This window comes from Saccharothrix tamanrassetensis (genome assembly GCF_014203665.1).
GTDB classification, from domain to species: Bacteria; Actinomycetota; Actinomycetes; order Mycobacteriales; family Pseudonocardiaceae; genus Actinosynnema; species Actinosynnema tamanrassetense.
In genome coordinates this window covers 1-21664 of sequence record NZ_JACHJN010000007.1, presented here as the reverse complement: position 1 = coordinate 21664, position 21664 = coordinate 1, and the positions used below count along the sequence as shown (strand labels likewise).

22 protein-coding genes are annotated in these 21664 nt (G+C 70.9%); 17 read left to right on the top strand and 5 right to left on the bottom strand.

The features are described 5' to 3' along the window. Positions 1-66: 66 nt before the first annotated feature. Positions 67-1449: a KamA family radical SAM protein gene (locus FHS29_RS22220; protein ID WP_184693444.1), complete on the bottom strand. Its 1383-nt coding sequence runs from the start codon at positions 1447-1449 to the stop codon at positions 67-69. 107 nt (positions 1450-1556) lie between these two features. Here FHS29_RS22220 and FHS29_RS22215 point away from each other — a divergent pair, with 107 nt between their 5' ends. The 3 genes from FHS29_RS22215 (at position 1557) to FHS29_RS22205 (ending at position 5260) form a co-directional block, all read left to right on the top strand. Further along, positions 1557-2036 (top strand): FxsA family protein, encoded by a 480-nt coding sequence (locus FHS29_RS22215; protein WP_184693442.1) that lies wholly within the window; start codon positions 1557-1559, stop codon positions 2034-2036. Between the two features lie 735 nt (positions 2037-2771). Continuing rightward, on the top strand, positions 2772-3731 hold the full coding sequence (locus tag FHS29_RS22210; protein ID WP_184693440.1) for a TIGR03885 family FMN-dependent LLM class oxidoreductase: 960 nt from the start codon (positions 2772-2774) through the stop codon (positions 3729-3731). Next, positions 3728-5260 (top strand): alpha-amylase family protein, encoded by a 1533-nt coding sequence (locus FHS29_RS22205; protein ID WP_184693431.1) that lies wholly within the window; start codon positions 3728-3730, stop codon positions 5258-5260. Before FHS29_RS22210 ends, FHS29_RS22205 begins: the two co-directional genes overlap by 4 nt. On the opposite strand, the gene FHS29_RS22200 is transcribed toward FHS29_RS22205, so the two are convergent. Together FHS29_RS22200 and FHS29_RS22195 are read right to left on the bottom strand one after the other, a co-directional pair. Continuing rightward, positions 5245-5916, bottom strand: a complete 672-nt coding sequence (locus FHS29_RS22200; protein WP_184693429.1) for a response regulator — start codon at positions 5914-5916, stop codon at positions 5245-5247. The genes FHS29_RS22205 and FHS29_RS22200 overlap by 16 nt on opposite strands. After that, positions 5913-7487, bottom strand: a complete 1575-nt coding sequence (locus FHS29_RS22195) for an ATP-binding protein (protein WP_246440701.1) — start codon at positions 7485-7487, stop codon at positions 5913-5915. The genes FHS29_RS22200 and FHS29_RS22195 overlap by 4 nt, the downstream gene beginning before the upstream one ends. Before the next feature lie 154 nt (positions 7488-7641). Between FHS29_RS22195 and FHS29_RS22190 the strand changes: the two genes are divergently transcribed. From FHS29_RS22190 to FHS29_RS22180, 3 genes are read left to right on the top strand one after another with little or no spacing between them, the layout of a single operon-like run. Further along, a complete protein-coding gene (locus FHS29_RS22190; RefSeq protein ID WP_184693424.1) occupies positions 7642-8634 on the top strand; it encodes a Bug family tripartite tricarboxylate transporter substrate binding protein in 993 nt (330 codons plus the stop codon). Further along, complete coding sequence (locus tag FHS29_RS22185) at positions 8631-9134, top strand: tripartite tricarboxylate transporter TctB family protein (RefSeq protein ID WP_184693422.1); 504 nt, start codon at positions 8631-8633, stop codon at positions 9132-9134. Before FHS29_RS22190 ends, FHS29_RS22185 begins: the two co-directional genes overlap by 4 nt. After that, complete coding sequence (locus FHS29_RS22180; RefSeq protein WP_184693420.1) at positions 9127-10644, top strand: tripartite tricarboxylate transporter permease; 1518 nt, start codon at positions 9127-9129, stop codon at positions 10642-10644. The genes FHS29_RS22185 and FHS29_RS22180 overlap by 8 nt, the downstream gene beginning before the upstream one ends. Here the strand turns inward: FHS29_RS22180 and FHS29_RS22175 are convergent. Further along, entirely contained in the window at positions 10545-10877 is a 333-nt protein-coding gene (locus tag FHS29_RS22175) for a hypothetical protein (protein ID WP_184693418.1), read from the bottom strand. The two genes, FHS29_RS22180 and FHS29_RS22175, sit on opposite strands and share 100 nt — an antisense overlap. 122 nt (positions 10878-10999) lie before the next feature. Between FHS29_RS22175 and FHS29_RS22170 the strand changes: the two genes are divergently transcribed. The 9 genes from FHS29_RS22170 (at position 11000) to FHS29_RS22130 (ending at position 18811) form a co-directional block, all read left to right on the top strand. Further along, complete coding sequence (locus FHS29_RS22170) at positions 11000-11809, top strand: helix-turn-helix domain-containing protein (RefSeq protein ID WP_184693416.1); 810 nt, start codon at positions 11000-11002, stop codon at positions 11807-11809. Between the two features lie 15 nt (positions 11810-11824). Further along, positions 11825-11992, top strand: coding sequence for a DUF397 domain-containing protein (locus FHS29_RS22165; protein WP_184693414.1), 168 nt, complete (start codon positions 11825-11827; stop codon positions 11990-11992). 157 nt (positions 11993-12149) lie between these two features. After that, a complete protein-coding gene (gene kdd / locus FHS29_RS22160; protein ID WP_184693412.1) occupies positions 12150-13163 on the top strand; it encodes an L-erythro-3,5-diaminohexanoate dehydrogenase in 1014 nt (337 codons plus the stop codon). Between the two features lie 128 nt (positions 13164-13291). Continuing rightward, complete coding sequence (locus FHS29_RS22155; RefSeq protein WP_246440699.1) at positions 13292-14779, top strand: amidohydrolase; 1488 nt, start codon at positions 13292-13294, stop codon at positions 14777-14779. A 2-nt stretch (positions 14780-14781) separates the two neighbouring features. Continuing rightward, on the top strand, positions 14782-16347 hold the full coding sequence (gene kamD, locus FHS29_RS22150; RefSeq protein ID WP_184693410.1) for a lysine 5,6-aminomutase subunit alpha: 1566 nt from the start codon (positions 14782-14784) through the stop codon (positions 16345-16347). Further along, positions 16344-17087 (top strand): lysine 5,6-aminomutase subunit beta, encoded by a 744-nt coding sequence (gene kamE / locus FHS29_RS22145; protein ID WP_184693408.1) that lies wholly within the window; start codon positions 16344-16346, stop codon positions 17085-17087. The genes kamD and kamE overlap by 4 nt, the downstream gene beginning before the upstream one ends. After that, a complete protein-coding gene (gene kal / locus FHS29_RS22140; RefSeq protein WP_312865042.1) occupies positions 17084-17464 on the top strand; it encodes a 3-aminobutyryl-CoA ammonia lyase in 381 nt (126 codons plus the stop codon). The genes kamE and kal overlap by 4 nt, the downstream gene beginning before the upstream one ends. Before the next feature lie 224 nt (positions 17465-17688). Next, positions 17689-18042, top strand: coding sequence for a GntR family transcriptional regulator (locus tag FHS29_RS22135; RefSeq protein WP_184693406.1), 354 nt, complete (start codon positions 17689-17691; stop codon positions 18040-18042). A 16-nt stretch (positions 18043-18058) separates the two neighbouring features. Next, positions 18059-18811, top strand: a complete 753-nt coding sequence (locus FHS29_RS22130; protein ID WP_184693404.1) for a TetR/AcrR family transcriptional regulator — start codon at positions 18059-18061, stop codon at positions 18809-18811. On the opposite strand, the gene FHS29_RS22125 is transcribed toward FHS29_RS22130, so the two are convergent. Further along, complete coding sequence (locus tag FHS29_RS22125; protein ID WP_184693402.1) at positions 18805-18990, bottom strand: PspC domain-containing protein; 186 nt, start codon at positions 18988-18990, stop codon at positions 18805-18807. The two genes, FHS29_RS22130 and FHS29_RS22125, sit on opposite strands and share 7 nt — an antisense overlap. Before the next feature lie 143 nt (positions 18991-19133). On the opposite strand from FHS29_RS22125, the gene lnt reads away from it, so the two are divergent. Beyond that, complete coding sequence (lnt, locus tag FHS29_RS22120; protein WP_312865041.1) at positions 19134-20744, top strand: apolipoprotein N-acyltransferase; 1611 nt, start codon at positions 19134-19136, stop codon at positions 20742-20744. Then, positions 20719-21510: a polyprenol monophosphomannose synthase gene (locus FHS29_RS22115; RefSeq protein WP_184693400.1), complete on the top strand. Its 792-nt coding sequence runs from the start codon at positions 20719-20721 to the stop codon at positions 21508-21510. Before lnt ends, FHS29_RS22115 begins: the two co-directional genes overlap by 26 nt. Positions 21511-21664: the final 154 nt, after the last annotated feature.

The window sequence follows — 21664 nt, the reverse complement described above, 5'->3', positions numbered from 1 at the left end:
CGGCGTGCGGAGGGACAACGCTCAGCGCGGTCCCATCGCGGGTCCTGCTGCGCAGGGCGGCCGGGGCTACGCCTGTTCGGTCCACCAACGGCGACCCGTATCGCCCAACGTGGAGATCGGGTCGTAGTACGGGTAACGACGGTCCAGGGCGTCCGGGTCTTCCAGTTCGATCCCGGTCCGGTAGTTCTTGGTCCAGTACGAGATACCCAGCTCACGGTCGTACTCGGCGAGTTGGTGCACCCACCGCTTGCCGACGTAGGGGACGTCGCAGACGATGCGCGGCGTGGCGTAGCCGGGGAGGTAGCCCATGATCGCGTGCTGGAGTTCCTGCGCCTCCCACACCGCCACCCGCCAGTGCTCGGCGTTGGGGATCATGTCGCACATGTAGAAGTAGTACGGCAGGATGTTCGCCTCGCCCTGCAACGCGAAGCACAGGTCGAGCAGGTCGTCGGGGGTGGCGTTGACGCCCTTCATCAGCACGCCCTGGTTGCGCACGTCCCGCACGCCGACCTCCAGCGCGGTGCGGGCCGCCTCGGCGACCAGCGGGGTCACCGACTGCGCGTGGTTGACGTGGGTGTGGATGGCCAGGTTGACGCCCCGGCGGGCTGCCGTGCGGGCGACTCGTTCCAGGCCTTCGACGACCTTGGGCTGGAGCCAGTGCTGCGGTAACCCGGCCAGCGCCTTGGTGGCCAGGCGGACGTCGCGCACGGTCTCGATGTCCAGCAGCCGCATGAGGAACGACTCCAGTTGCGGCCACGGCACGTTGGCCACGTCGCCGCCGGAGACCACCACGTCCCGCACACCGGGCGTGCGCTTGAGGTAGTCGATCATCTGTTCCTGCCGGTCCACCGGTTTGAGCAGGAGCTTGTGCTTGTCGACCTGCGGGGTGGAGTTGCCGACCAGGTCCATCCGGGTGCAGTGGCCGCAGTACTGGGGGCAGGTGGAGACCAGCTCGGCCAACACCTTGGTGGGGTAGCGGTGGGTCAGGCCCTCCACGACCCACATCTCGGCCTCGTGCAGCGAGTCCCGGGACGAGTGCGGGTGGTTCGGCCACTCGGGGTCGCGGTCGGCGCGCACCGGGATCATGTACCGGCGGATCGGGTCGGCGAGGAACGCGTCGGTGAACTCCTGCGGCGACGCGTCGGGCGCCATGGTGTTGAGCATCTGCGGCGGCGTCAGCATGGACATCGTGGCGAGGTCCGCCTGGTCGGCGGCCAGCTCGTCGTAGAACCGCTCGTCCAGCAGGTCGCCCATCAGGGCGCGCAGCTGCTTGACGTTCTTCACGCAGTTCACCCGCTGCCACTGGGCGTCCCGCCACTGCGCCTCGGTGACGTCCCGCCAGCCGGGGAACCTCCGCCAGTCGGGCTCCACCAGCTCCCGCCGTCGGTAGGTGTAGGGCTGCAGGTCAGGTCGCTCGAGCGCGGGCACGACGTCGTGTAGCGCAGTCATACATGCTCCCTACCCGTTGAGTGGCGTGAAGATATGCTGCCAGACGGGCCTTCTGGCGTAAATATTCCGGCAGGGAGTGTTTTGGCCGGTTCGTTCGTTGAGGGGGTATGCGCGTGTTCGCCGTAGTGCTCATCGGTCTGGCCGTCGAGATCACCGCCCTGGTGGCGGCCTTCGGGGCGTGGGGCTTCCTGCCCACCCTGGGGCTGCTGGTCCTGGGTGGTGTGGTCGGCTCGATGCTGATGCGCCGGGAAGGCGCGCGCACGATGGCGGCCTTCTCCGAGGCCCTGCGCACCCGCCGCGCACCCCACCAGGAGATCGCCGACGGCGTGCTCATCGCGGCGGCCGGCTTCCTGATCATCGTGCCGGGCTTCCTCAGCGACATCGCAGGCCTGTTCCTGCTGTTCCCGCCCACCCGCCGGCTGATCAGCAAGCGCATCGCCGCTCGCTCCGAGCAGCGCGAACGCGAGCTGACCCTGAACCTCCGCTACGGCCGCCCACCCACCGCCGGCGGCGTGGTCATCGACGGCGACGTAGTCGACGTCCACCCGAACCAGCCCAAGCCCGCGAACCGCCCTGAACTGACCTGAGCCAACGCCCTCCGGGCAGCCCGTGCCCGAGCCGGCCCTTCGCCCGGGCAACACCGCACACCCTCGCAGCGTTCCCACCCAAGCCGACCCGGTGCCAAGCAGGTTTGAAAGCTCGTAGAAGAAGAAGCAGCTTGACGGCAGAAGAGGGACCACGGACTCGAAGCGCCCCAGAAGCACGCAGGTCCGGGCTCAAGCCGGGAACACCGAGCAACGGGACCACATCATCCCGTCAACCCGGGCCTGCCGGGGGACCGGTCCCAGCGTGACACGCCGCCCGCAACGCAACCCTCCCAGCGTGCCAAGCCGCGCGCCTTCGCGCTTCCACGCAGGAAGCGCCTCGCAGAAGCGCCTCCAAGCCGACAGAAGCGCCTCCAAGCCGAAATGCGGCGCGAGTCGATCAGCTGGGCGGGTCACTCGGCGGGCGGCGTGTGACGCGCACACCGGTCCCCCGGCAGTCATAGGGGCCTGGATGATGTGGTCCAGTTGCCTAGTGTTCCCGGCTTGAGCCCAGACCTGCGTGCTCATAGAGCGCTTCGAGTCCGTGGGCGCCCTTCTGCCGTCAAGCTGCGTTTCTTTTCAAGAGCCTCAAGCTGCGGTTGTCCGGGTGTGTGGCCCCCTGCGCCAGGGCGTTGGTGTAAACCTCATCTCGGCTCTCGTCGTCAAGGCGTCCGTGTTGTCCGCTTCGCCGGGGTGTTGGGGGTGTCGCCCGGACGGGTCGGGGGTATGTGACACCACATGACCGTCATCGGTGTGCACGCCTCGCACGAGCAGATACACCCGTCACGGCTGCTGGATGCCGTCCGCCGGGCCGAGGAGGTCGGGTTCGACGCGGCGATGAGCTCCGACCACTTCTCGCCGTGGAGCGAACGGCAGGGGCAGTCGGGTTTCGCCTGGTCGTGGCTGGGTGCCGCGATGCAGGCCACCGGCCTGCCGTTCGGGGTGGTCAACGCCCCGGGCCAGCGGTACCACCCGGCGATCATCGCGCAGGCCATCGGCACGCTCGGCGCGATGTACCCCGGGCGGTTCTGGGCTGCGCTGGGCACCGGCGAGGCCAGCAACGAGCACATCACCGGTGAGGGGTGGCCGCGCAAGGACATCCGGTCACAGCGGTTGCGCGAGTGCGTGGACATCATCCGCGCCTTGCTGGAGGGCGACGAGGTCAGTCACGACGGCCTGGTCACCGTGGACCGCGCGAAGCTGTGGACCAGGCCCGCCGAGCCGCCGAAGCTGGTGGGCGCCGCTGTCAGCGTGGAGACGGCCCGGTGGTGCGCGGAGTGGGCGGACGGGCTGATCACGGTCAACGCGCCGGCCGAGCACCTGCGCAAGATGGTGGACGCCTACCGGGGCGCCGGGGGCATCGGCAAGCTCGCCCTCCAGGTCCACCTGAGCTGGGCGCCCGACCAGGACCGGGCCATGGCCGTCGCGCACGAGCAGTGGCGCAGCAACGTGTTCGGCCCACCGGTCTGCTGGGACCTGGAGACGGCCGAAGCCTTCGACGTGGTGTCCGAGCGCGTCACACCGGAACAGGTCGCGGCCACCGTCAACGTGTCCGCCGACCTGGGCCTGCACGCCGAAACCCTGCGCGGATACGCCGACCTGGGGTTCGACGAACTGTACCTGCACCACGTGGGCCAAGAGCTGGACGAGTTCCTCGACGCGTTCGGTGAGCGCGTGCTGCCGGAGGTGCGGCGATGAAGCTGACCCGGACCGCCGACCTGTGGTGGAAGAACGCCGTCGTCTACTGCCTGGACGTGGAGACCTTCCACGACTCGGACGGCGACGGGCACGGTGACTTCCGCGGCCTGATCGACAAGATCGACCACCTGCACGGCCTGGGCGTCACGTGCCTGTGGCTGATGCCGTTCTTCCCCTCCCCGGACCGCGACGACGGCTACGACATCACCGACTTCTACGCCATCGACCCGCGCCTGGGCACGTTCGGCGACTTCGTGGAGTTCGTCCGCACCGCCCGCGACCGGGGTATGCGGGTGATCGCCGACCTGGTGGTCAACCACACCTCCGACCAGCACCCGTGGTTCCAGGAGGCCCGCAGCTCGCGCGACAACCCGCGCCGCGACTGGTACGTCTGGCGCGACGAGCCGCCGGCGGACGCCGAGCAGGGCGTGGTGTTCCCGGACCAGGAGACCTCCCTCTGGCAGTTGGACAAGAAGTCCGGCCAGTACTACCTGCACCGCTTCTACAAGCACCAGCCGGACCTCAACGTGGCCAACCCGCGGGTGCGCGACGAGATCGCCCGGGTGATGGGGTTCTGGATGGAGCTGGGCCTGTCCGGTTTCCGGGTGGACGCCGTGCCGTTCCTGCTCGAAGCGCCCGTGGAGGACCTGCCCGACCCGCACGACTACCTGTGCGACCTGCGGGCGTTCCTGTCCCGCCGCAACGGCGAGGGCGTGCTGCTGGGCGAGGTGAACCTGCCCTACACCGACACGATGAAGTACTTCGGGCAGTCCGACGGCGTGGGCGACGAGCTGCACATGTGCTTCGACTTCATCGGAATGCAGCAGATGTACCTGTCGTTGGCGCGCAAGGAAGCCAGCCCGCTGACCCACGCGCTGAAGGAACGCCCGCAGCCGCCGCGCGACTGCCACTGGGCGACGTTCGTGCGCAACCACGACGAGCTGATCCTGGACAAGCTGACCGAGCCGGAACGGCAGGAGGTGTTCGCCGCGTTCGGCCCGGACGAGGACATGCAGCTCTACGGCCGGGGCCTGCGCCGCCGCCTGCCCTCCATGATGGACGACCCGCAACGCACCAAGATGGTCTACAGCCTGCTGTTCTCGCTGCCCGGCACGCCGGTGCTGTTCTACGGCGAGGAGGTCGGCATGACCGAGGACCTGTCCCAGGAAGGCCGGCTCGCGGTGCGCACGCCGATGTGGTGGGACGCGGCGGGCGAGCAGCGGCACGACCCGGACTCGCTGCTGTCGTGGGTGCGGATGCTCATCGAGGGCTACCGGGAGTGCCCGGAGCTGGCGTGGGGACAGTTCCAGGTGATCGACACCGCCGAACCCGCGGTGTTCGCGCACCGCTGCGACATCGACGGCGGCACGGTGGTCGCGGTGCACAACTTCGCCGACACCGGGGCGAAGGTGGACCTGTCCGGTGTGGACGGTGAGCTCACCGACGTGTTCTCCGGCGAGCCGGCGTCGGCCGATCTGGCGTTGGAGCCCTACGGCTGCCGCTGGCTGAGGGCTCAGGTGAGCCGGTAGCCGTGGGCGGGGCGGTTGGCCATGCCGTAGCGCGGCTGGACTTCCGCCTTGCCGATGGCGACCAGGTGCTCCAGGTAGCGGCGGGCGCTGACCCGGGACAGCCCGGCGCGCTCGCCGACCTCCTGGGCGGACAGGTCGCCCACGCCGTCCCGCAGCGCCTCGGTCACCAGCCGCAGCGTGACCGCCGACAGCCCCTTGGGCAGGCCGACCGTCGTCGGCCGGTGCTGCAGCAGCTGGTCCACCTCGTCCTGGTCCAGCCACCGGCCCAGCCGCTGCACCTCGGTCCGCCGGGCCAGGTACTGGCGCATCCGGTCCAGGAACGCGGTGCGGGTGAACGGTTTGACCAGGTAGTGGTCGACACCCCGGGACATGGCCTGCCGCACGGTCTCGCGTTCCCGGGCGGCGGTCACCGCGATGACGTCCACCGGGGGACCGCTGCGGGCACGCAGCCGCGCCAGCACCTCCAGCCCGGAGATGTCGGGCAGGTGGATGTCGAGCAGCACCAGGTCGGGCCGCAACGACTCCACCGCGCGCAACGCCTCCCCGCCGCCGTGGGCCTCGCCGACGACGGTGAACTCGGGCATCGCCTCCAGGAAGCCCCGGTGGATCGCGGCGACGGCGAAATCGTCGTCCACGACAAGGGTGCGCACGCTCATCGGACACCCGCTTCCGGCAGCCACACGTCGAACGACGCGCCGCCCAGCTCCGAGTCGGAGATCCGCACCCGCCCGCTGCGGCGGGTCACCACCCTGGACACCAACGCCAGTCCGATCCCTCGTCCGTGCGCGCCGTCGGTCGCCTTGGAGCTGACGCCGAGCGTGAAGATCCGTCCGCGCTGCGACTCGGCCACGCCCGGACCGTCGTCGTCCACCACCACCCGCACGCCGTCGGGCGACGACCGCACCAGCACCCGCACCGTGCCGCCGGTCGGCACGGCGTCCACCGCGTTGTCGACCAGGTTGCCCAGCACGGTCAGCGCGTCGTCCCCGGTCCGGGTGGCCACCGTGGTCTCCGGGGCCAGCCGCAGTGCCACGCCGCGCTCGTGCGCGGTGGACGACTTGGCCAGCAGCAGGGCGGCCAGCGCCGGGTCGGCGACCGCGCCCTCGATGATGTCCGAGGTGATCGACCCGGCACCGCCGACGCGTTCGATGTAGGCGACGGCTTCGGCCCGCCGGTCCAGTTCCACCAAGCCGCCGATGACGTGCAGGTGGTTGGAGAACTCGTGGGCCTGCGCCCGCAACACCTCGGTGACGGTGCGCTGGCCGTCGAGCTGGCGCAGCGCGTCGTGCAGTTCGGTGCGGTCGCGCAGGGTGAGCACGACGCCGACCGGGCGGCCCTGCGTCTTGGCGGTCATCCGGTTGGCGACCAGGACCCGTTCGCCCGCGAGCACCAGCCGGTCGGCCACGTCGTCGCCGCCGCGCGCCAGGTCGAGCAGTCCGCCGTCGTCGAGCACCTCGCCGGCGGGACGCCCGGTCGGGTCGTCGGTCAGCCCGAGCAGCCGCATCGCCTCGTCGTTGACCAGCGCGAGGCGCTCGCGCTCGTCGATGCCGACCACCCCTTCGCGGATGCCGTGCAGCATCGCGTCGCGGGTCTCCAGCAGCTGCGCGATCTCGGCGGGTTCGAGCTTGAACGTGCGCCGCCGCACCAGCTGCGTGACCAGGGCCGCGCCCAGCACGCCGACCAGCGCGGCGGCGGCCAGCCAGCCGATCAGCTCCGGCAGGTCCTCGGCCAGGTCGGCGGCCAGCCGGCTCTCCAGGACGCCGACCGACGCCATGCCGATGATCTGCCCGTCGTCGGCCCGGATCGGTACCTTCGCGCGCAGCGACGTGCCCAGGGTGCCGGTCTCGGTGCCGACGAACACGTTGCCGGACAACGCCGAACCGGGGTCGGTGGAGACGCGTTCCCCGATCCGTTTCGGGTCGGGGTGGGCGTAGCGCACGCCGTTGCGGTCGGTCACCACCACGTAGGTCACGTTCGACGCCTTGCGGATCAGCTCCGCCAGCGGCTGGATGGTCTCGGCCGGCTGCGGCTCGTCGAAGGCGTCGACCACGGTGGGCAGCCGGGCCACGCTCTCCGCCACCGACAGCATCCGGTCCTTGTACGCCTCCCGGATCCGGTCGCTCTGCAGCTTGGCCGCCAGCAGCCCGGCCGCGCAGGTCGTCACCAGCACGATGACCACCTGCAACACCAGCAGGGAGACACCGAGGGGGACCGAGCGGCGAGGCATGCGACGCATTCTCGCCTACCCGGTGTGAGCCCGGCCACGACCTAAACGACCAATACGGCCCTTATGACCGATGCCTTACCGGGCCGGGCCCGCGCTCCTAGCGTTCCCGCCCAACCGGGGCGCCGAGCCGCGGTCGGTGACGTGGAGGAACCCGATGGCAGGACAGCACACCCGATCGGCCGCGTGGCAGGCCACCGCGGTGGTGGTGACCGCGGGCCTGGTGCTCGCGGGGTGCGGGGGAGCGTCGAAGCCGGCGGACGGGGCGATCGCCAAGCTGGAGATCATGGCCCCGGCCGATCCCGGCGGCGGCTGGGACCAGACCGCGCGGGCCATGCAGGCCGCCGTGAGCGGCGCGAACCTGGCGAGGTCCGTGCAGGTCGGCAACGTCGGCGGTGCGGGCGGCACGGTGGGCCTGCGGAAGCTGGCGAACGAGAGGTCCGAGTCGTACCTGATGGTCACCGGCCTGGTCATGGTCGGCGCGGTGGAGACCAACGGCGTGGACAAGCGGTTGGAGGACACCACCCCCATCGCCCGGCTGACCGCCGAGGACGAGGTGGTCGTGGTGCCCGCCGACTCGCCGCACCAGAGCATCGAGGACCTGCTCGAAGCCGTGGACGAGAAGGGCCGGGGCGTGTCGGTTACCGGTGGCTCGGCCGGCGGCACGGACCACATCCTGGCCGCGATGCTGTTGAAGGCCAAGAACATCGACCCCGCCAAGCTGAACTACGTCCCCTACTCGGGCGGCGGCGAGTCGCTGGCCGCGCTGCTGGGCAAGAAGGTCGACGCGGGCATCTCCGGCATCGGCGAGTACCGGGAGCAGATCAAGGCGGGCAAGCTGCGCGCCCTGGCCACCTCCGGCCCGCAGCCGCACGCGGACCTCGGCGTACCGACGTTGAAGAACGTGGGCACCGGCGTGGAACTGATCAACTGGCGCGGGGTGGTCGCGCCCGGCTCGATCTCGCCGGCGGCGAAGGAACGGCTGGTCGAGCTGGTCACCGAGATGCACGGCAGCCCGCAGTGGCAGGAGAAGCTGAAGAGGAAGGGCTGGACCGACACCTTCCTCGCCGGCCACGAGTTCGCCGAGTTCCTCACCGTCGAGATCGGCCGGATCAAGCCGGTGCTCCAGGAAATCGGCCTGGTCAAGTGATCGTCGAACGCATCGAGGAGTACGTCTTCGGCGGTCTGGTCACCGCCCTGGGCGTGTTCACCCTGGTGGACGCGACCACCATCACCGCACGCGGCACGGCGGGCACCGTCGGGCCGCGCGCGTTCCCGTACGCGGTCGGCGCGCTGCTGGTGGTCACCGGCGTGGCGGCGATCGTGGCCACCGCGAAGGGGAAGCTCGGGCAGGCCGCGAAAGCCGCAGACGCCGCGGACGCCGACACGGGGCTGCGCACCGACTGGCCGACCGTGGCCAAGCTGGTCGCCGTCCTGGTGGCACACCTGGCGCTGATCGACGTGGTCGGCTGGCCGGTCGCGGCGGTGGTGCTGTTCGCCGGGGCGGCCTGGACGCTGGGCGCGGTGTGGTGGAAGGCGTTGGCGGTCGCCGTGGTGCTGGCGCTGGTCGTGCAGGTGGTGTTCGCGTCCGGCCTGGGCCTGTCGCTGCCCGCCGGGGTGTTGGAAGGGGTGCCGCTCCTCGATGGGTAGCCTCACCGCGCTGTTGGAGGGTTTCGCGACCGCCGCGCAGCCCGAGTACCTGCTCTACGCCCTGCTGGGCGTCACCCTCGGCACCGCCGTGGGTGTGTTGCCGGGCATCGGCCCGGCGATGACGGTGGCGCTGCTGCTGCCGTTGACCTACACGCTGGAACCCACCGCCGCGCTGATCATCTTCGCGGGCATCTACTACGGCGGCATGTACGGCGGGTCGACGACGTCCATCCTGTTGAACACCCCCGGCGAGTCCTCCTCCATCGTCACCGCGTTGGAGGGCAACCGGATGGCGCGCGCCGGACGTGGCGCGGCGGCCCTGGCCACGGCGGCGATCGGGTCGTTCGTGGCGGGCACCATCGCCACGATCCTGCTGACGGCACTGGCCCCCACGATCGCGGACCTCGCGGTGACCTTGGGGCCGGCGGACTACGTGGCGCTGATGGTGGTCGCCTTCACGACGGTGGCCGCGCTGCTGGGTTCCTCCCCGGCGCGCGGGCTCGCGGCGCTGGGGTTGGGCCTGTTCCTCGGTCTGGTCGGGACGGACACGTTGTCCGGTCAGCAGCGGTTCACCCTGGGGGTGTCGACGCTGGCCGACGGGATCGACGTCGTAGTCGTCGCGGTCGGTGTGTTCGCGGTCGGCGAGGCGCTCTACGTGGCTTCCCGGCTGCGGCACGGCCCGGTGGAGGTGGTGCCGGTCGGCGGCCGGTGGTTCACCCGCGAGTTCTGGTCGCGGTCGTGGAAGCCTTGGCTGCGCGGCACGTTCATCGGCTTCCCGGTCGGCACCGTGCCGGCCGGAGGGGCGGACGTGTCGACGTTCCTGTCGTACGCGGCGGAGAAGAAGCTGTCCAAGCATCCCGAGGAGTTCGGCAAGGGGGCGATCGAGGGCGTGGCCGGTCCCGAGGCGGCCAACAACGCCGCGGCGGCCGGAGTGCTGGTGCCGCTGCTGACGCTGGGTCTGCCGACGACCGCGACGGCGGCGGTGATCGTGGCGGCGTTCCAGTCCTACGGCATCCAGCCCGGTCCGCTGCTGTTCACCGACAACTCGGGGATGGTGTGGGCGCTCATCGCGTCGCTGTACATCGGCAACGTCATGCTGCTCGTGCTCAACCTGCCCTTGGTGCGGATCTGGGTGAAGGTGCTCCAGATCCCCCGGCCTTACCTGTACGCGGGCATCCTGTTGTTCGCCGCTCTGGGCACCTACGCGGTGAACTTCGTGGTGGACGACCTGATCGTGCTCCTGGTGATCGGCGTGGCCGGCTTCTTCATGCGCCGTCACGGCTATCCGGTCGCGCCGCTGGTCGTCGGGCTGATCCTGGGACCGATGGCGGAGGAGCAGGTGCGGCGGACGTTGCAGATCTCCGAGGGCGACCTGACGGCGTTGGTGGCGAGTCCGTTCGCGGCTGCGACCTACGGCGTGCTGGCGGTGGTGTTGGTGGTGGCGACGGTGGTGAGGGTGCGCGGCAGCCACAGGAGTCGTGCGTTGGCGTCACCCCCTTCGGTGAAGTAGAGCAGCGCGTTCTCCGGCTTGTGGAGGCTCGCGCGGAAGTCGCCTTCGGTGGAGATGACCTCGGCGTGGTCGTGGAAGGCCATGCCGTAGGCGGCGATGTGGGCGTCGTAGCGCTCGCCGTATTCCACGGCCACGGCGAACAGTCGCGGCGCTTCCTCGTCGGCCAGGTCGGCGAGGAACTGTGCGGACGTGGCTTCGTCCCACACGGTGTCGTGTCCGGAGCGGTCATCCATGAGCGGTACCCTTCGGTGGTGCGTTGTGTTGTCCCATCACATGTTGCTGTTGCGCTACCACAACCGCAATGCCACGATCGGGTGTATCCGCAGGTAGAACGGCCAGTCCTATGCTGTGCCGCATGATCCGCAGCACGGCGAAGGCGATGGCGCTCGGCACGAAACTCCGCGCGGTTCGCGAGGCGGCCGGGGTGGGACAGCGGGAGCTCGCGCGACTGACCGGCATCCACGCCGCGACCATGAACAGGTACGAGTCGGGAGAGCGTCCGCCAAGTGAAGAGGCCACCATCCTCATCCTCGACACGCTCGGCGTGGTCGGCCCGGAGTGCGACGAGATCCTCGAACTGGTCCGCGACGATCCCGCCAAGGGCTCGGCCTGGCTTGCGGTCGGTCTACCCGAGCAGCGGGTCCAACTGGACGCGTTGCTCCAGATCGAGCAACTCGCCACCGAGATCATCGATGTCAGCCCGCTCGTCGTGCCGGGTCTGCTCCAATCCAGCGGCTACACCCGCGCGATCATGCGCGGCGGTGCGGTGCCCGAGTCGGAGATCGAGACGCGCGTCGCCATCCGGATGGGCCGCCGGGACGTGCTCACCAGGTCGCGTCCGGTCCGCTATACCGCGCTGATGGGGAATCACGTGATGCGGCAGCAGTTCGGCGGACCTGCCGCCCGGGTGGAACAGCTCGACCACCTGCGGAAGATGGCCGAGTTGCCCAATGTGGAGCTTCGAATCTTCCCGATCGACGCCGGTTGGCACGCGGCCCTCCACGGGCCGTTCTCGCTGATTACGATCGGTGGCAGCGAGACGATCGTGCACCTGGAGAACCACGCGAGCGGCCTGTTCATCCAGGAGAAGGACATGGTTGCGGTGTTCCAGGAGGTCGTCGAGCGGGTCACCGAAATTTCTGTCGATCCTGAATTTTCTGCTTGAGAAGAAGGAGAAGGAATGACTTCACCCCGGTGGCGGAAGTCCAGCCGGTCGGGCACATCCACCAACTGTGTCGAAGTCCGTGCTGACCTGAGCGCGGTCCGCGACTCCAAGCAGCAGGGTGGACCGGAGCTGCGGTTCGAGGGACCTGGCGCACTTGCGCGGTTGGTGGCGGCTGTTCGTTGAGGACTCCCGGCCACCGGGTGGCGGAGGTGCTGCGCTCCGTGCGGGCTCGTCCGGACCCGGTGGCCGGTCCGCATCCGGCGACAGACTGATACTTGCGGAGTCTTGGCGTTCCACGTGAAGATATTCCCGCCCAGTCGCTGTTGACCGAAGGATTTCCATGACGTCGCCGTACGGTCTGCACCGCGTGCTGGAACCCGCCGGTGTGCTCCCGCAGCAGGCGTGGCGGCTGGACGCGACACCGGAGTGCGGTGCGGACGAGGTCGTGGTGGACGTCGAACGGCTGAACCTGGACGCGGCGTCGTTCCGGCAGCTCCGGGAGGAGCACGGCCCGTCGATCCGGCAGGCGGTGCTGGACGTCGTGGCCGAGCGCGGCAAGATGCAGAACCCGGTGACCGGCTCCGGCGGGATGCTTCTCGGCACCGTCCGCGCGGTCGGCCCGTCCTCGCCGCTGGGGCTGGAGGTCGGCGACCGGGTCGCGACCCTGGTGTCCCTGACCTTGACCCCGTTGCGCGTCACCGACGGTCTGGCGCGGTGGGACGGCACGACCGAGCAGGTGCCGTGCACCGGGACCGCCGTGCTGTTCGGCCGTTCCATCGCCGCCGTGCTGCCCTGCGACCTGCCCGACGAACTCGCGCTGTCCGTGCTCGACGTGTGCGGCGCCCCCGCGCTGACCAACCGGGTGGTGCGGCGGCGTGCGGCGGAATCGGTCCTGGTGCTGGGTGGGGGTGGCAAGTCGGGTTCGCTGTCGCTGGCCGCCGCGCGTCGCGCCGGCGCGTCCCGCCTGGTGGCGTTGGTGCCCACCGAGGCCGAGGCGTCCCGCGTCGGGTCTTCGGGGTTGGCCGATGAGATCGTGGTCGCCGATGCCCGCGATCCGGTGGCCGTGCTGGAGGCCGTGGGCACACGGGTGGACGTGACGGTGGTGTGCGTGGACGTGCCGGGCTGTGAGCACGGGGCGATCCTGGCCACCGCCGATGGCGGCACCGTGGTGTTCTTCTCCATGGCCACCTCGTTCTCCGCCGCCGCACTCGGCGCGGAAGGCCTCGCGGCAGACGTGGAGATGATCGTCGGCAACGGCTATGTGCCAGGTCACGCGGCGTTCGCTCTGGACCTGCTGCGCACCGAACCTGCCGTGCGGGCCCTGTTCGAGCACCGGCAGACTGCTCAGGCGTGACTACAGTGAATGGCGGCTCGCCTGAGGAAAGCACCTCGCCGCGGGTGAACGGCGGCTCGTCCGAGGGAAGCACGCGTCTGCTCGTGGGTGGCCGGATCCACTCTCCGACCGCACCCGACGCCACCGCGATGGCGATCACGGACGGCACCGTGGTGTGGCTGGGCCAGGACTCGGTGGGCCGCGCCCTGCACCCGGACGCCGAGGTCGTGGACCTGGCCGGGGCCTGGGTCGCGCCGGCGTTCGTGGACGCGCACGTGCACGCCACCTCCGCCGGCCTGCTGCTGACGGGTCTGGACCTGACCGGCTGCCGTTCGCTGTCCGACCTGCTGGACGCGGTCCGCGCCGCCGACGGCCCACTGATCTGGGGCCACGGCTGGGACGAGACCCGTTGGCCGGAGAACCGCCCGCCGACGCGTGCCGAACTGGACGAGGCCGCGCGTGGTGCCGTCGTCTACCTGTCGCGGATCGACGTGCACTCGGCGCTGGTGTCCTCGGCGCTGGTCGACCTCGCGCCCGCCGCCCGTGACGCCGACGGCTGGTCTCCCGACGGTCCGCTGTCCCGTGCCGCCCACCACCACGTGCGGGGCGCGGCCAAGGACGCCATCCCGGTGGCCCGGCGGCGTGCCGCGCAGGAGGCCTTCCTGTCCCACGCCGCATCGCGGGGTGTCGCCTGTGTGCACGAGTGCGCGGGACCGGACATCTCCAGCCGTGACGACCTGGCCGACCTGCTGGCTTTCGACGGTGGCCCGGAGGTCGTCGGGTACTGGGGCAGCCGGGATCCCATCGACCTGCCCGTGCGGGGGTTGGCGGGTGACCTGTTCGTGGATGGGGCCCTGGGTTCCCGGACTGCGGCGTTGTGCTCGCCCTACGAGGACGCCGACACCTCCGGTGCGCTGTACCTGACCGCCGACGAGATCGCCGCGCACCTGGTGTCGTGCACGGAAGCCGGTCTCCAGGGCGGTTTCCACGTCATCGGCGATGCCGCCATGGCGGCCGTGGTGCAGGGCTTCGAGACGGCCGCCGCCGTTGTCGGCGTGCCCGCGCTGGCCGCCCGCAGGCACCGCCTGGAACACGTCGAGATGATCACCGCCGAGCAGGCGGCGAAGCTCGGTTCGTTCGGCGTGGTCGCCTCCGTGCAGCCGTTGTTCGACCGCGAGTGGGGCGGGCCTTCGGGCATGTACGTCCAGCGGCTGGGCGCGGAGCGCGGAACCGCGCTGAACCCGTTCTCACAGCTTGCCGGTGCCGGTCTGGTGCTGGCTCTGGGTTCCGACGCACCGGTGACGGTGGTCGATCCGTGGGCCTCGATCCGTGCCGCGGTGCACCACCGGACGGACGGTTTCGGTATCTCGCCGCGTGCCGCGTTCAACGCCCACACCCGTGGCGGGTGGCGTGCGGCGGGGGTGGACGACGGCATCACCGGCACGTTGCAGCCGGGCGCTCCCGCGACCTACGCGGTGTGGGAGGCGGGGGAGTTGGAGGTCACCACACCGGATTCGCGGGTGCAGCGGTGGTCCACCGATCCGCGTTCGGGCGTGCCGGGCCTGCCGTCACTGGACTCGACGCCGACGTGCCTGCGGACCGTGCTGCGCGGTCGGACGATCTTCGAAAGGGAGTGACGATGGCGTTGCTCGACCTCGACCCGAAGGTGGTCGCCACCGCACGCCGGCTGGCCGCCAAGGCCGCCGAGCCGGTGGTGGCCATCGCCAAGGCGCACACCACGGTCGCGGTCGAGCGCGCCACGTTGCGGCTGGCCGGGATCACCGGGGCGGACTCGACCCACCGGGCTGGCGACGTGCCGTGGGTGAACCGCGTGGTCGACACGGTCCGGGAGCAGTGCGGGCTGGAGCACGGGGTGGTGCTGCCCGCCTTCCACGCGTTGCGGGAGCACGACCTCGCGACGTTGACGGAACTGGCCGAGGCCACCGCCGCCGGGCAGGTCCGGTTCACGATCCCGGAAGGCCGGGACCGGACGCGGGCGCGGAAGGCGGCCACGGCGGCGGTCACCAGGGGCATCCGGACCGTCGACCGGAACAGGGCCCAGCGGGAGAAGCTGGTCGCCAAGCTCGGCGACCCGGCGCAGCGGCCGTGGATCTACCTCATCGTCGCGACCGGGGACATCGACGAGGACGTCGTCCAGGCGCAGAACGCGGCGCGGGCCGGCGCGGACGTCATCGCGGTGATCCGGTCGACCGGGCAGTCGTTGCTGGACTACGTGCCCGAAGGCGCGACGCACCACGGGTTCGCCGGGACCTACGCCACGCAGGAGAACTTCCGGATCATGCGGGCCGCGTTGGACGAGGTGTCCAAAGAGGTCGGTCGGTACGTGCGGCTGACGAACTACGCCTCCGGGCTGTGCATGCCGGAGATCGCGGTGCTGGCCGGGTTGCAGCGGCTGGACATGATGCTCAACGACTCGATGTACGGGATCCTGTTCCGCGACATCAACCCGATCCGCACCTTCGTCGACCAGCGGTTCTCCCGCCAGGTGCACGCCCGCGCGGGGATCATCATCAACACCGGCGAGGACAACTACCTCACCACCGCCGACGCGGTGGAAGCCGCGCACACCGTCACCGTGTCGCAGCTGCTCAACGAGCACTTCGCGCACGAGGCGGGGCTGCCCGACCACCTGCTGGGCCTCGGGCACGCGTTCGAGATCAACCCGAAGGTGCCCGAGTCGTTCCGGCTGGAGCTGGCGCACGCCCTGCTGGCCCGCGAGCTGTTCCCGGACGCGCCGCTGAAGTGGATGCCGCCGACCAAGCACATGACCGGCGACGTGTTCAACGGTTACCTGCTCGACGGGTTCTTCAACCTGGCGGGGGTGCTGACGGGGCAGAGCATCCTGCTGGTGGGGATGATGACCGAGGCCGTGGTGACCCCGTTCCTGTCCGACCGGGACCTGGCGCTGGCCAACGTCCGGTACGTGCTCGACGCGGCCGGCGGCCTGCGTGACGACTTCCGTCCCGCACCGGACGGGCTGATCGTCAAACGCGCGCACCAGGTGCTGGGGGAGGCGGTGGACCTGCTGGCGCGGATCGTGGACGACGGGCTGCTCGACGCCATCGCCGACGGCACGTTCGGCCTGATGAAACGCCCGGCGGACGGCGGCAAGGGCGCGGACGGCGTGGTGGCGAAGGCCGACGGGTACTGCAACCCCGCCTCAGACCTGTTGGAGGCGCGGTGAAGCGGCACGTCCGCCCCTACGGCGACACGACCGGCGACGGGATGGTGCAGACGTCGTTCACGCTGCCCGTGCCGTTCGGGCCGAAGGCCGACGGCGCCGCGCAGCAGTTGGCGAACAAGATGGGCATCGACCCGGCGATGGTGGTGCACTCCCACGCGATCGGAGCCGACTTCACGTTCTTCGTCGTGTACGGGTCGGTCGGGCACATCGTCGACCTGGACGAGGTGCGCGTGGTGGAGCGCGAGTACCCGCTGCTGTCGCCGTCGGAGGTGAACACGACGCTGAAGAAGCTGTTGCGCCGCAAGCTGGTCGTGGTCGGGGGGTGCATCGGCACCGACGCGCACACCGTGGGCATCGACGCGATCCTCAACATCAAGGGCTTCGCCGGCGAGAAGGGCCTGGAGTACTACCGCGAGCTCAAGGTGGTGAACCTGGGCGCGCAGGTGTCCGTGCCCGAGCTGGTCCGCCGCGCCCGCGCGGAGAAGGCCGACGCGGTCCTGGTGTCGCAGGTGGTCACCCAGCGGGACGCGCACGTCCTCAACACCCGGGAGATGGCGGCGGCCTTCCGCGAGGCGATGGGCGACCGACGTCCCCTGCTCATCGCCGGCGGCCCCCGTTTCGACCCGCTGATGGCGGGCGAGTTGGGCGTCGACCGGGTGTTCGGCCGGGGCACGACCCCCGGCGAAGTCGCCAGCTACCTCGTGCACGCCGTGCAGACGAAGAAGGAAGGGGCAGCGTGAGCCTGACCGAGGGTTTCACCGTCACCCACCGGCGGTACGTGCCGCACTCGCACGCCCACTACGGCGGCAACCTGGTGGACGGCGCCTACGGGCTGGGCCTGTTCGGCGACGTGGCCACCGAGCTGCTCATCCGCACCGACGCCGACGAGGGCCTGTTCGCGGGCTACTCGAACGTCGAGTTCGTGGCGCCCATCCAGGCCGGTGACGTCATCGAGGCGACCGCGACCCTGGTCCGCGTCGGCACCCGCTCCCGCGAGATCGACTTCGAGGCGCGGGTGGTGTGCCGTTCCGCACCGCACCGCGGGCCGTCCGCCGCCGACGTCGTGGAGCCGCCGATCGTGGTCACCCGCGCCCGGGGCACCGTGGTCGCGCCCTGACCCTTCACCGCTGCGTCCGGCCCTTCACCGTCCGCGTCCCGGCCCCCGGCCGTCCGGGCACGGCGACGATCCCGGCCGCAGCGGTGTCGTCCATGCCGTCCCACCAGGAATAACCCGCTGGCGTCGGCCGGGTCGACCCGCCTACCAGGCTCGTTCCCGACCGGCGGCGAGGGCCCGCGCGGATGTGGTCCTGCGGACGTGGGGTCTCTGCCACTATCGACGGCGTGATCAGCCTCGATCCGGTTTCCTCGGTACCGCCCTACGAGCAGGTGCGGTCCCAGTTCGCTCGCAAGATCACCGACCGGGAGCTGGCCGTGGGCACCAGGCTGCCCACCGTCCGCGCGCTGGCCGCCGAGCTGGGCATCGCGGTCAACACGGTCGCCCGCGCCTACCGGGAACTGGAGGAGGCGGGTCTCATCGAGACCCGCGGCAGAGCCGGGACCGTGGTCAGCGCGGCGGGGGAGCGCAGCCGGGAACGGGTGCTGCGGGCCGCGCGGGGCTACGCGTCCACGGCCCGCGAGCAGGGGCTGACCGCCGACGAGGCGCTGGAGATCGTGCGGGCGGCACTCGCCGATTGATCAGTAGTGTGGTCGGGTGGCGACCGAACACAGCGGCGGCGGCGACCCGGCGCGCACTCTGTCCGTGCTCTGGCGCACCACCACGCCCAGCGCGCGCAAGGACCTCGGGGTGGACCGGATCGTGGCCGCGGCGGTAGCGCTGGCCGACACCGAGGGGTTGGGCGCGCTGTCCATGCGCCGCGTCGCGGACCGGCTCGGTGTGGGCACGATGTCGCTCTACACCTACGTGCCGGGCAAGGCGGAGCTGATCGACGTCATGGTGGACACCGTGCACGGCGAGACCGCGCGCCCGGCGGACGTGCCCGGCGGGTGGCGTGCCCGGCTGACGCAGATCGCGCGGGAGAACTGGGCGCTGTACCTGCGACACCCGTGGCTGCTCCAGGTGGCGACCAACCGGGCGGTGCTGGGCCCGAACGTGGTCGCGAAGTACGACTACGAACTGTCCGCCGTGGACGGCATCGGGCTGTCGGACGTGGAGATGGACTCGGTGCTGGCCCTGGTTCTGGGCCACGTGCAGGCGGCGGCCCGGCCGGCGGTGGAGGCGGCGCAGGTCGAGCAGCGCACCGGCCTGACCGACCGGCAGTGGTGGCAGGCCGCCGCGCCGTTCCTGTCCAGGGTGTTCGACCCGGAGAAGTTCCCCACCGCCGCGCGGGTGGGCGCGGCGGCGGGCGAGGCGCACGGCTCGGCCTACTCGGGGGAGCACGCGTTCACGTTCGGCCTGGAACGCGTGCTCGACGGCATCGAGGCGCTGGTCGGGCCGCGTCAGTAGGGGCGCTGGGGCATCGTCACCCACAGCACGAGGTAGACGATGAACTGCGGGCCGGGCAGCAGGCACGACAGCAGGAACAGCAACCGCACCGTGTTCGGCTTCCAACCGAACCGCGCGGCCAGTCCCGCGCACACGCCGGCGATCACGCGTTGGTTCTGGGGCCTGGTCAACGTGGTCATGCCTCCACCATCCGCCTGATCGGGGCCGTCCGCATCGGTGGCAACCCTGAACTTCGACCCCGAGACGCATCCGGTGGCGGTGACCGGGGTCGCTTCCGGCGGTCCTTGTCCGGTGCTTCACCCGGTCCTCGTAGGCTGATCCGGTGGTCGCACCCCCTGTGGCGCCGGGTCAGCCCGCCGCCGGCACACCGCCCGCCCGCCGTCGTCGGGACGTGCGCGGCACGCTGTCGCGGATCGCGCTCGCCGCGGTCGGGGGTGGGCTGGTCTTCCTGAGCTTCCCGCCGCGCACCGCGTGGTGGCTCGCGCCGATCGGGTTCGCGGTGCTGGGGGTGCTGCTGCACGGTCGCCGGATGCGGGCGGGCTTCGGGTTGGGCGTGGCGTGGGGGCTGGGGTTCATGGTCCCGCTGCTGCGCTGGACGGGGGAGTTCGTCGGGCTGGTCGCCTGGCTGCCGCTGGCGTTGTTCTGCGCGGTGATGATCGGCCTGGGCACCGCGTTCATGGCCCGGGTGTCGACGTTGCCGGGCGGGCCGTTGTGGATGGCGTCGCTGTGGGTGGCCGACGAGCTGCTGCGCGGGGTGTTCCCGTTCGGCGGGTTCCCGTGGGGCCGGATCGCGTTCGGCCAGCCGGAGGGCTGGTACCTGCCGCTGGCGGCGGTCGGCGGGGCGCCGCTGATCGGGTTCGCGGTGGCGCTGACCGGGTTCGGCCTGGCCCACCTGGGGCGCGACTGGCGGCTGGGGCTGCCGCTGGTGGTGCTGCCGCTGGCCGGCGGGTTGGCGGCGACGCCGCTGGTGGGCACCGCGCCGGACCGGGGGACGGTGGTGGTGGCCGCGATCCAGGGCAACGTGCCGCGTGCCGGGCTGGACTTCAACGCCCAGCGCCGCGCCGTGCTGGACAACCACGTCAAGCGCACGCTGGAGCTGGCCGAGGACGTCGCCCGGGGCCGGGAGGAGCAGCCGGACCTGGTGATCTGGCCGGAGAACTCCTCCGACATCGACCCGTTCCGCAACACCGACGCCGCCGCCGAGATCGACCGCGCCGCCGCGGCGATCAAGGCGCCCATCGCGGTCGGCGCGGTGGTGGTCGACAAGTCGGACAACCTGCCGCGCAACACCGTGGTGCTGTGGGAGCCGGGCAGGGGCGCCACCGACACCTACACCAAGCGGCAGCTCCAGCCGTTCGGCGAGACGATGCCGTTCCGCTCGTTCTTCCGGATCTTCTCCGCGACCGTGGACCGGGCGGGGGTGTTCCAGCCGGGGACCGACCCGAAGGGGTTCGCGATGGGCCCGGCCCGGGTGGCCGTCGACACGTGTTACGAGGTCGCGTTCGACAGCGTGGTGCGCGACTCGGTCACGGCGGGGGCCGACATCATCGCGATCCCGACCAACAACGCCACCTTCGGCTTCACCGAGATGACCTACCAGCAGCTGGCGATGTCCCGGGTGCGGGCCGTGGAGCACGGCAAAGCGGTGGTGGTGGCGGCCACGAGCGGGGTCAGCGCGATCGTGCAGCCGGACGGGTCGGTCACCCGCCGGACCGGGCTGTTCACCCCCGACGCACTGGTGTCGGAGCTGCCGCTGCGGGGGGAGGCTACGCTGGCCACCCGGCTCGGCGCATGGCCCGAGTGGGTGATGACGGCGCTGGGCCTGCTGGCCGTGGCGCTGAGCCTGACCGTGAAACGACGAGGATCGCGTCCGACCCCTGGTGCGGGGATCGGCGAGGAGGAAACGGATGGCGGACCAGCAGGCGCAGCCTGACCGCGAGCTCGGGCCGGTGCTGGTGGTGATCCCGACCTACAACGAGCGGGACAACATCGGGAAGATCGTGAAGCGGCTGCACGCGGCCTTGCCGAAGGTGCACTGCCTCGTGGTCGACGACGGGAGCCCGGACGGGACGGGACAGCTGGCCGACGAGATGGCCGCCGCGGACGACCGGGTGCAGGTGATGCACCGCACCGAGAAGGCCGGGCTGGGCGCCGCGTACGTGGCGGGCTTCCGGTGGGCGCTGGAGCACGGCTACGACGTCGTGGTGGAGATGGACGCGGACGGTTCGCACGCGCCGGAGGACCTGCCGCGGCTGCTCGACGCGCTGCGGGACGCCGACCTGGTGCTGGGCTCGCGGTACGTGCCGGGCGGCAGCACGGTGAACTGGCCGTGGCACCGGCAGCTGATCTCGCGCGGCGGGAACGTGTTCTCGCAGGTCGCGCTGGGTACCAGCGTGAAGGACATCACCGGCGGGTTCCGGGCGTTCCGGGCGGGCGTGCTGCGCCGGCTCAAGCTGGACACGGTGGCCTCGCAGGGCTACTGCTTCCAGATCGACCTGGCGTGGCGGACGATCGAGCTGGGCCACCGCGTGGTCGAGGTGCCGATCACGTTCACCGAGCGCGAGATCGGCGAGTCGAAGATGAGCGGCAACATCGTGCGCGAGGCCCTGTTGCGGGTCACGAAGTGGGGCATGAGGCGCCGCTACACGCAGCTGCGGGACCTGTTCGCGCCCAGGCCGAAGACCGGCTCGAAGCGCTAGTAGGACTTCGTTAGGTGCTGTTGACGTGCGGTTTTGTCGGGCTGTTCGGGTCTGGACGTGTTGTCGGCAGGTGTGGCAGCGGCCTGTCCAGACCGTGAGTAAGTGTTGGAGGTGGCGCAGGACGGCGTAGGGCGTCAGCCTTGCGTAGGGGCTT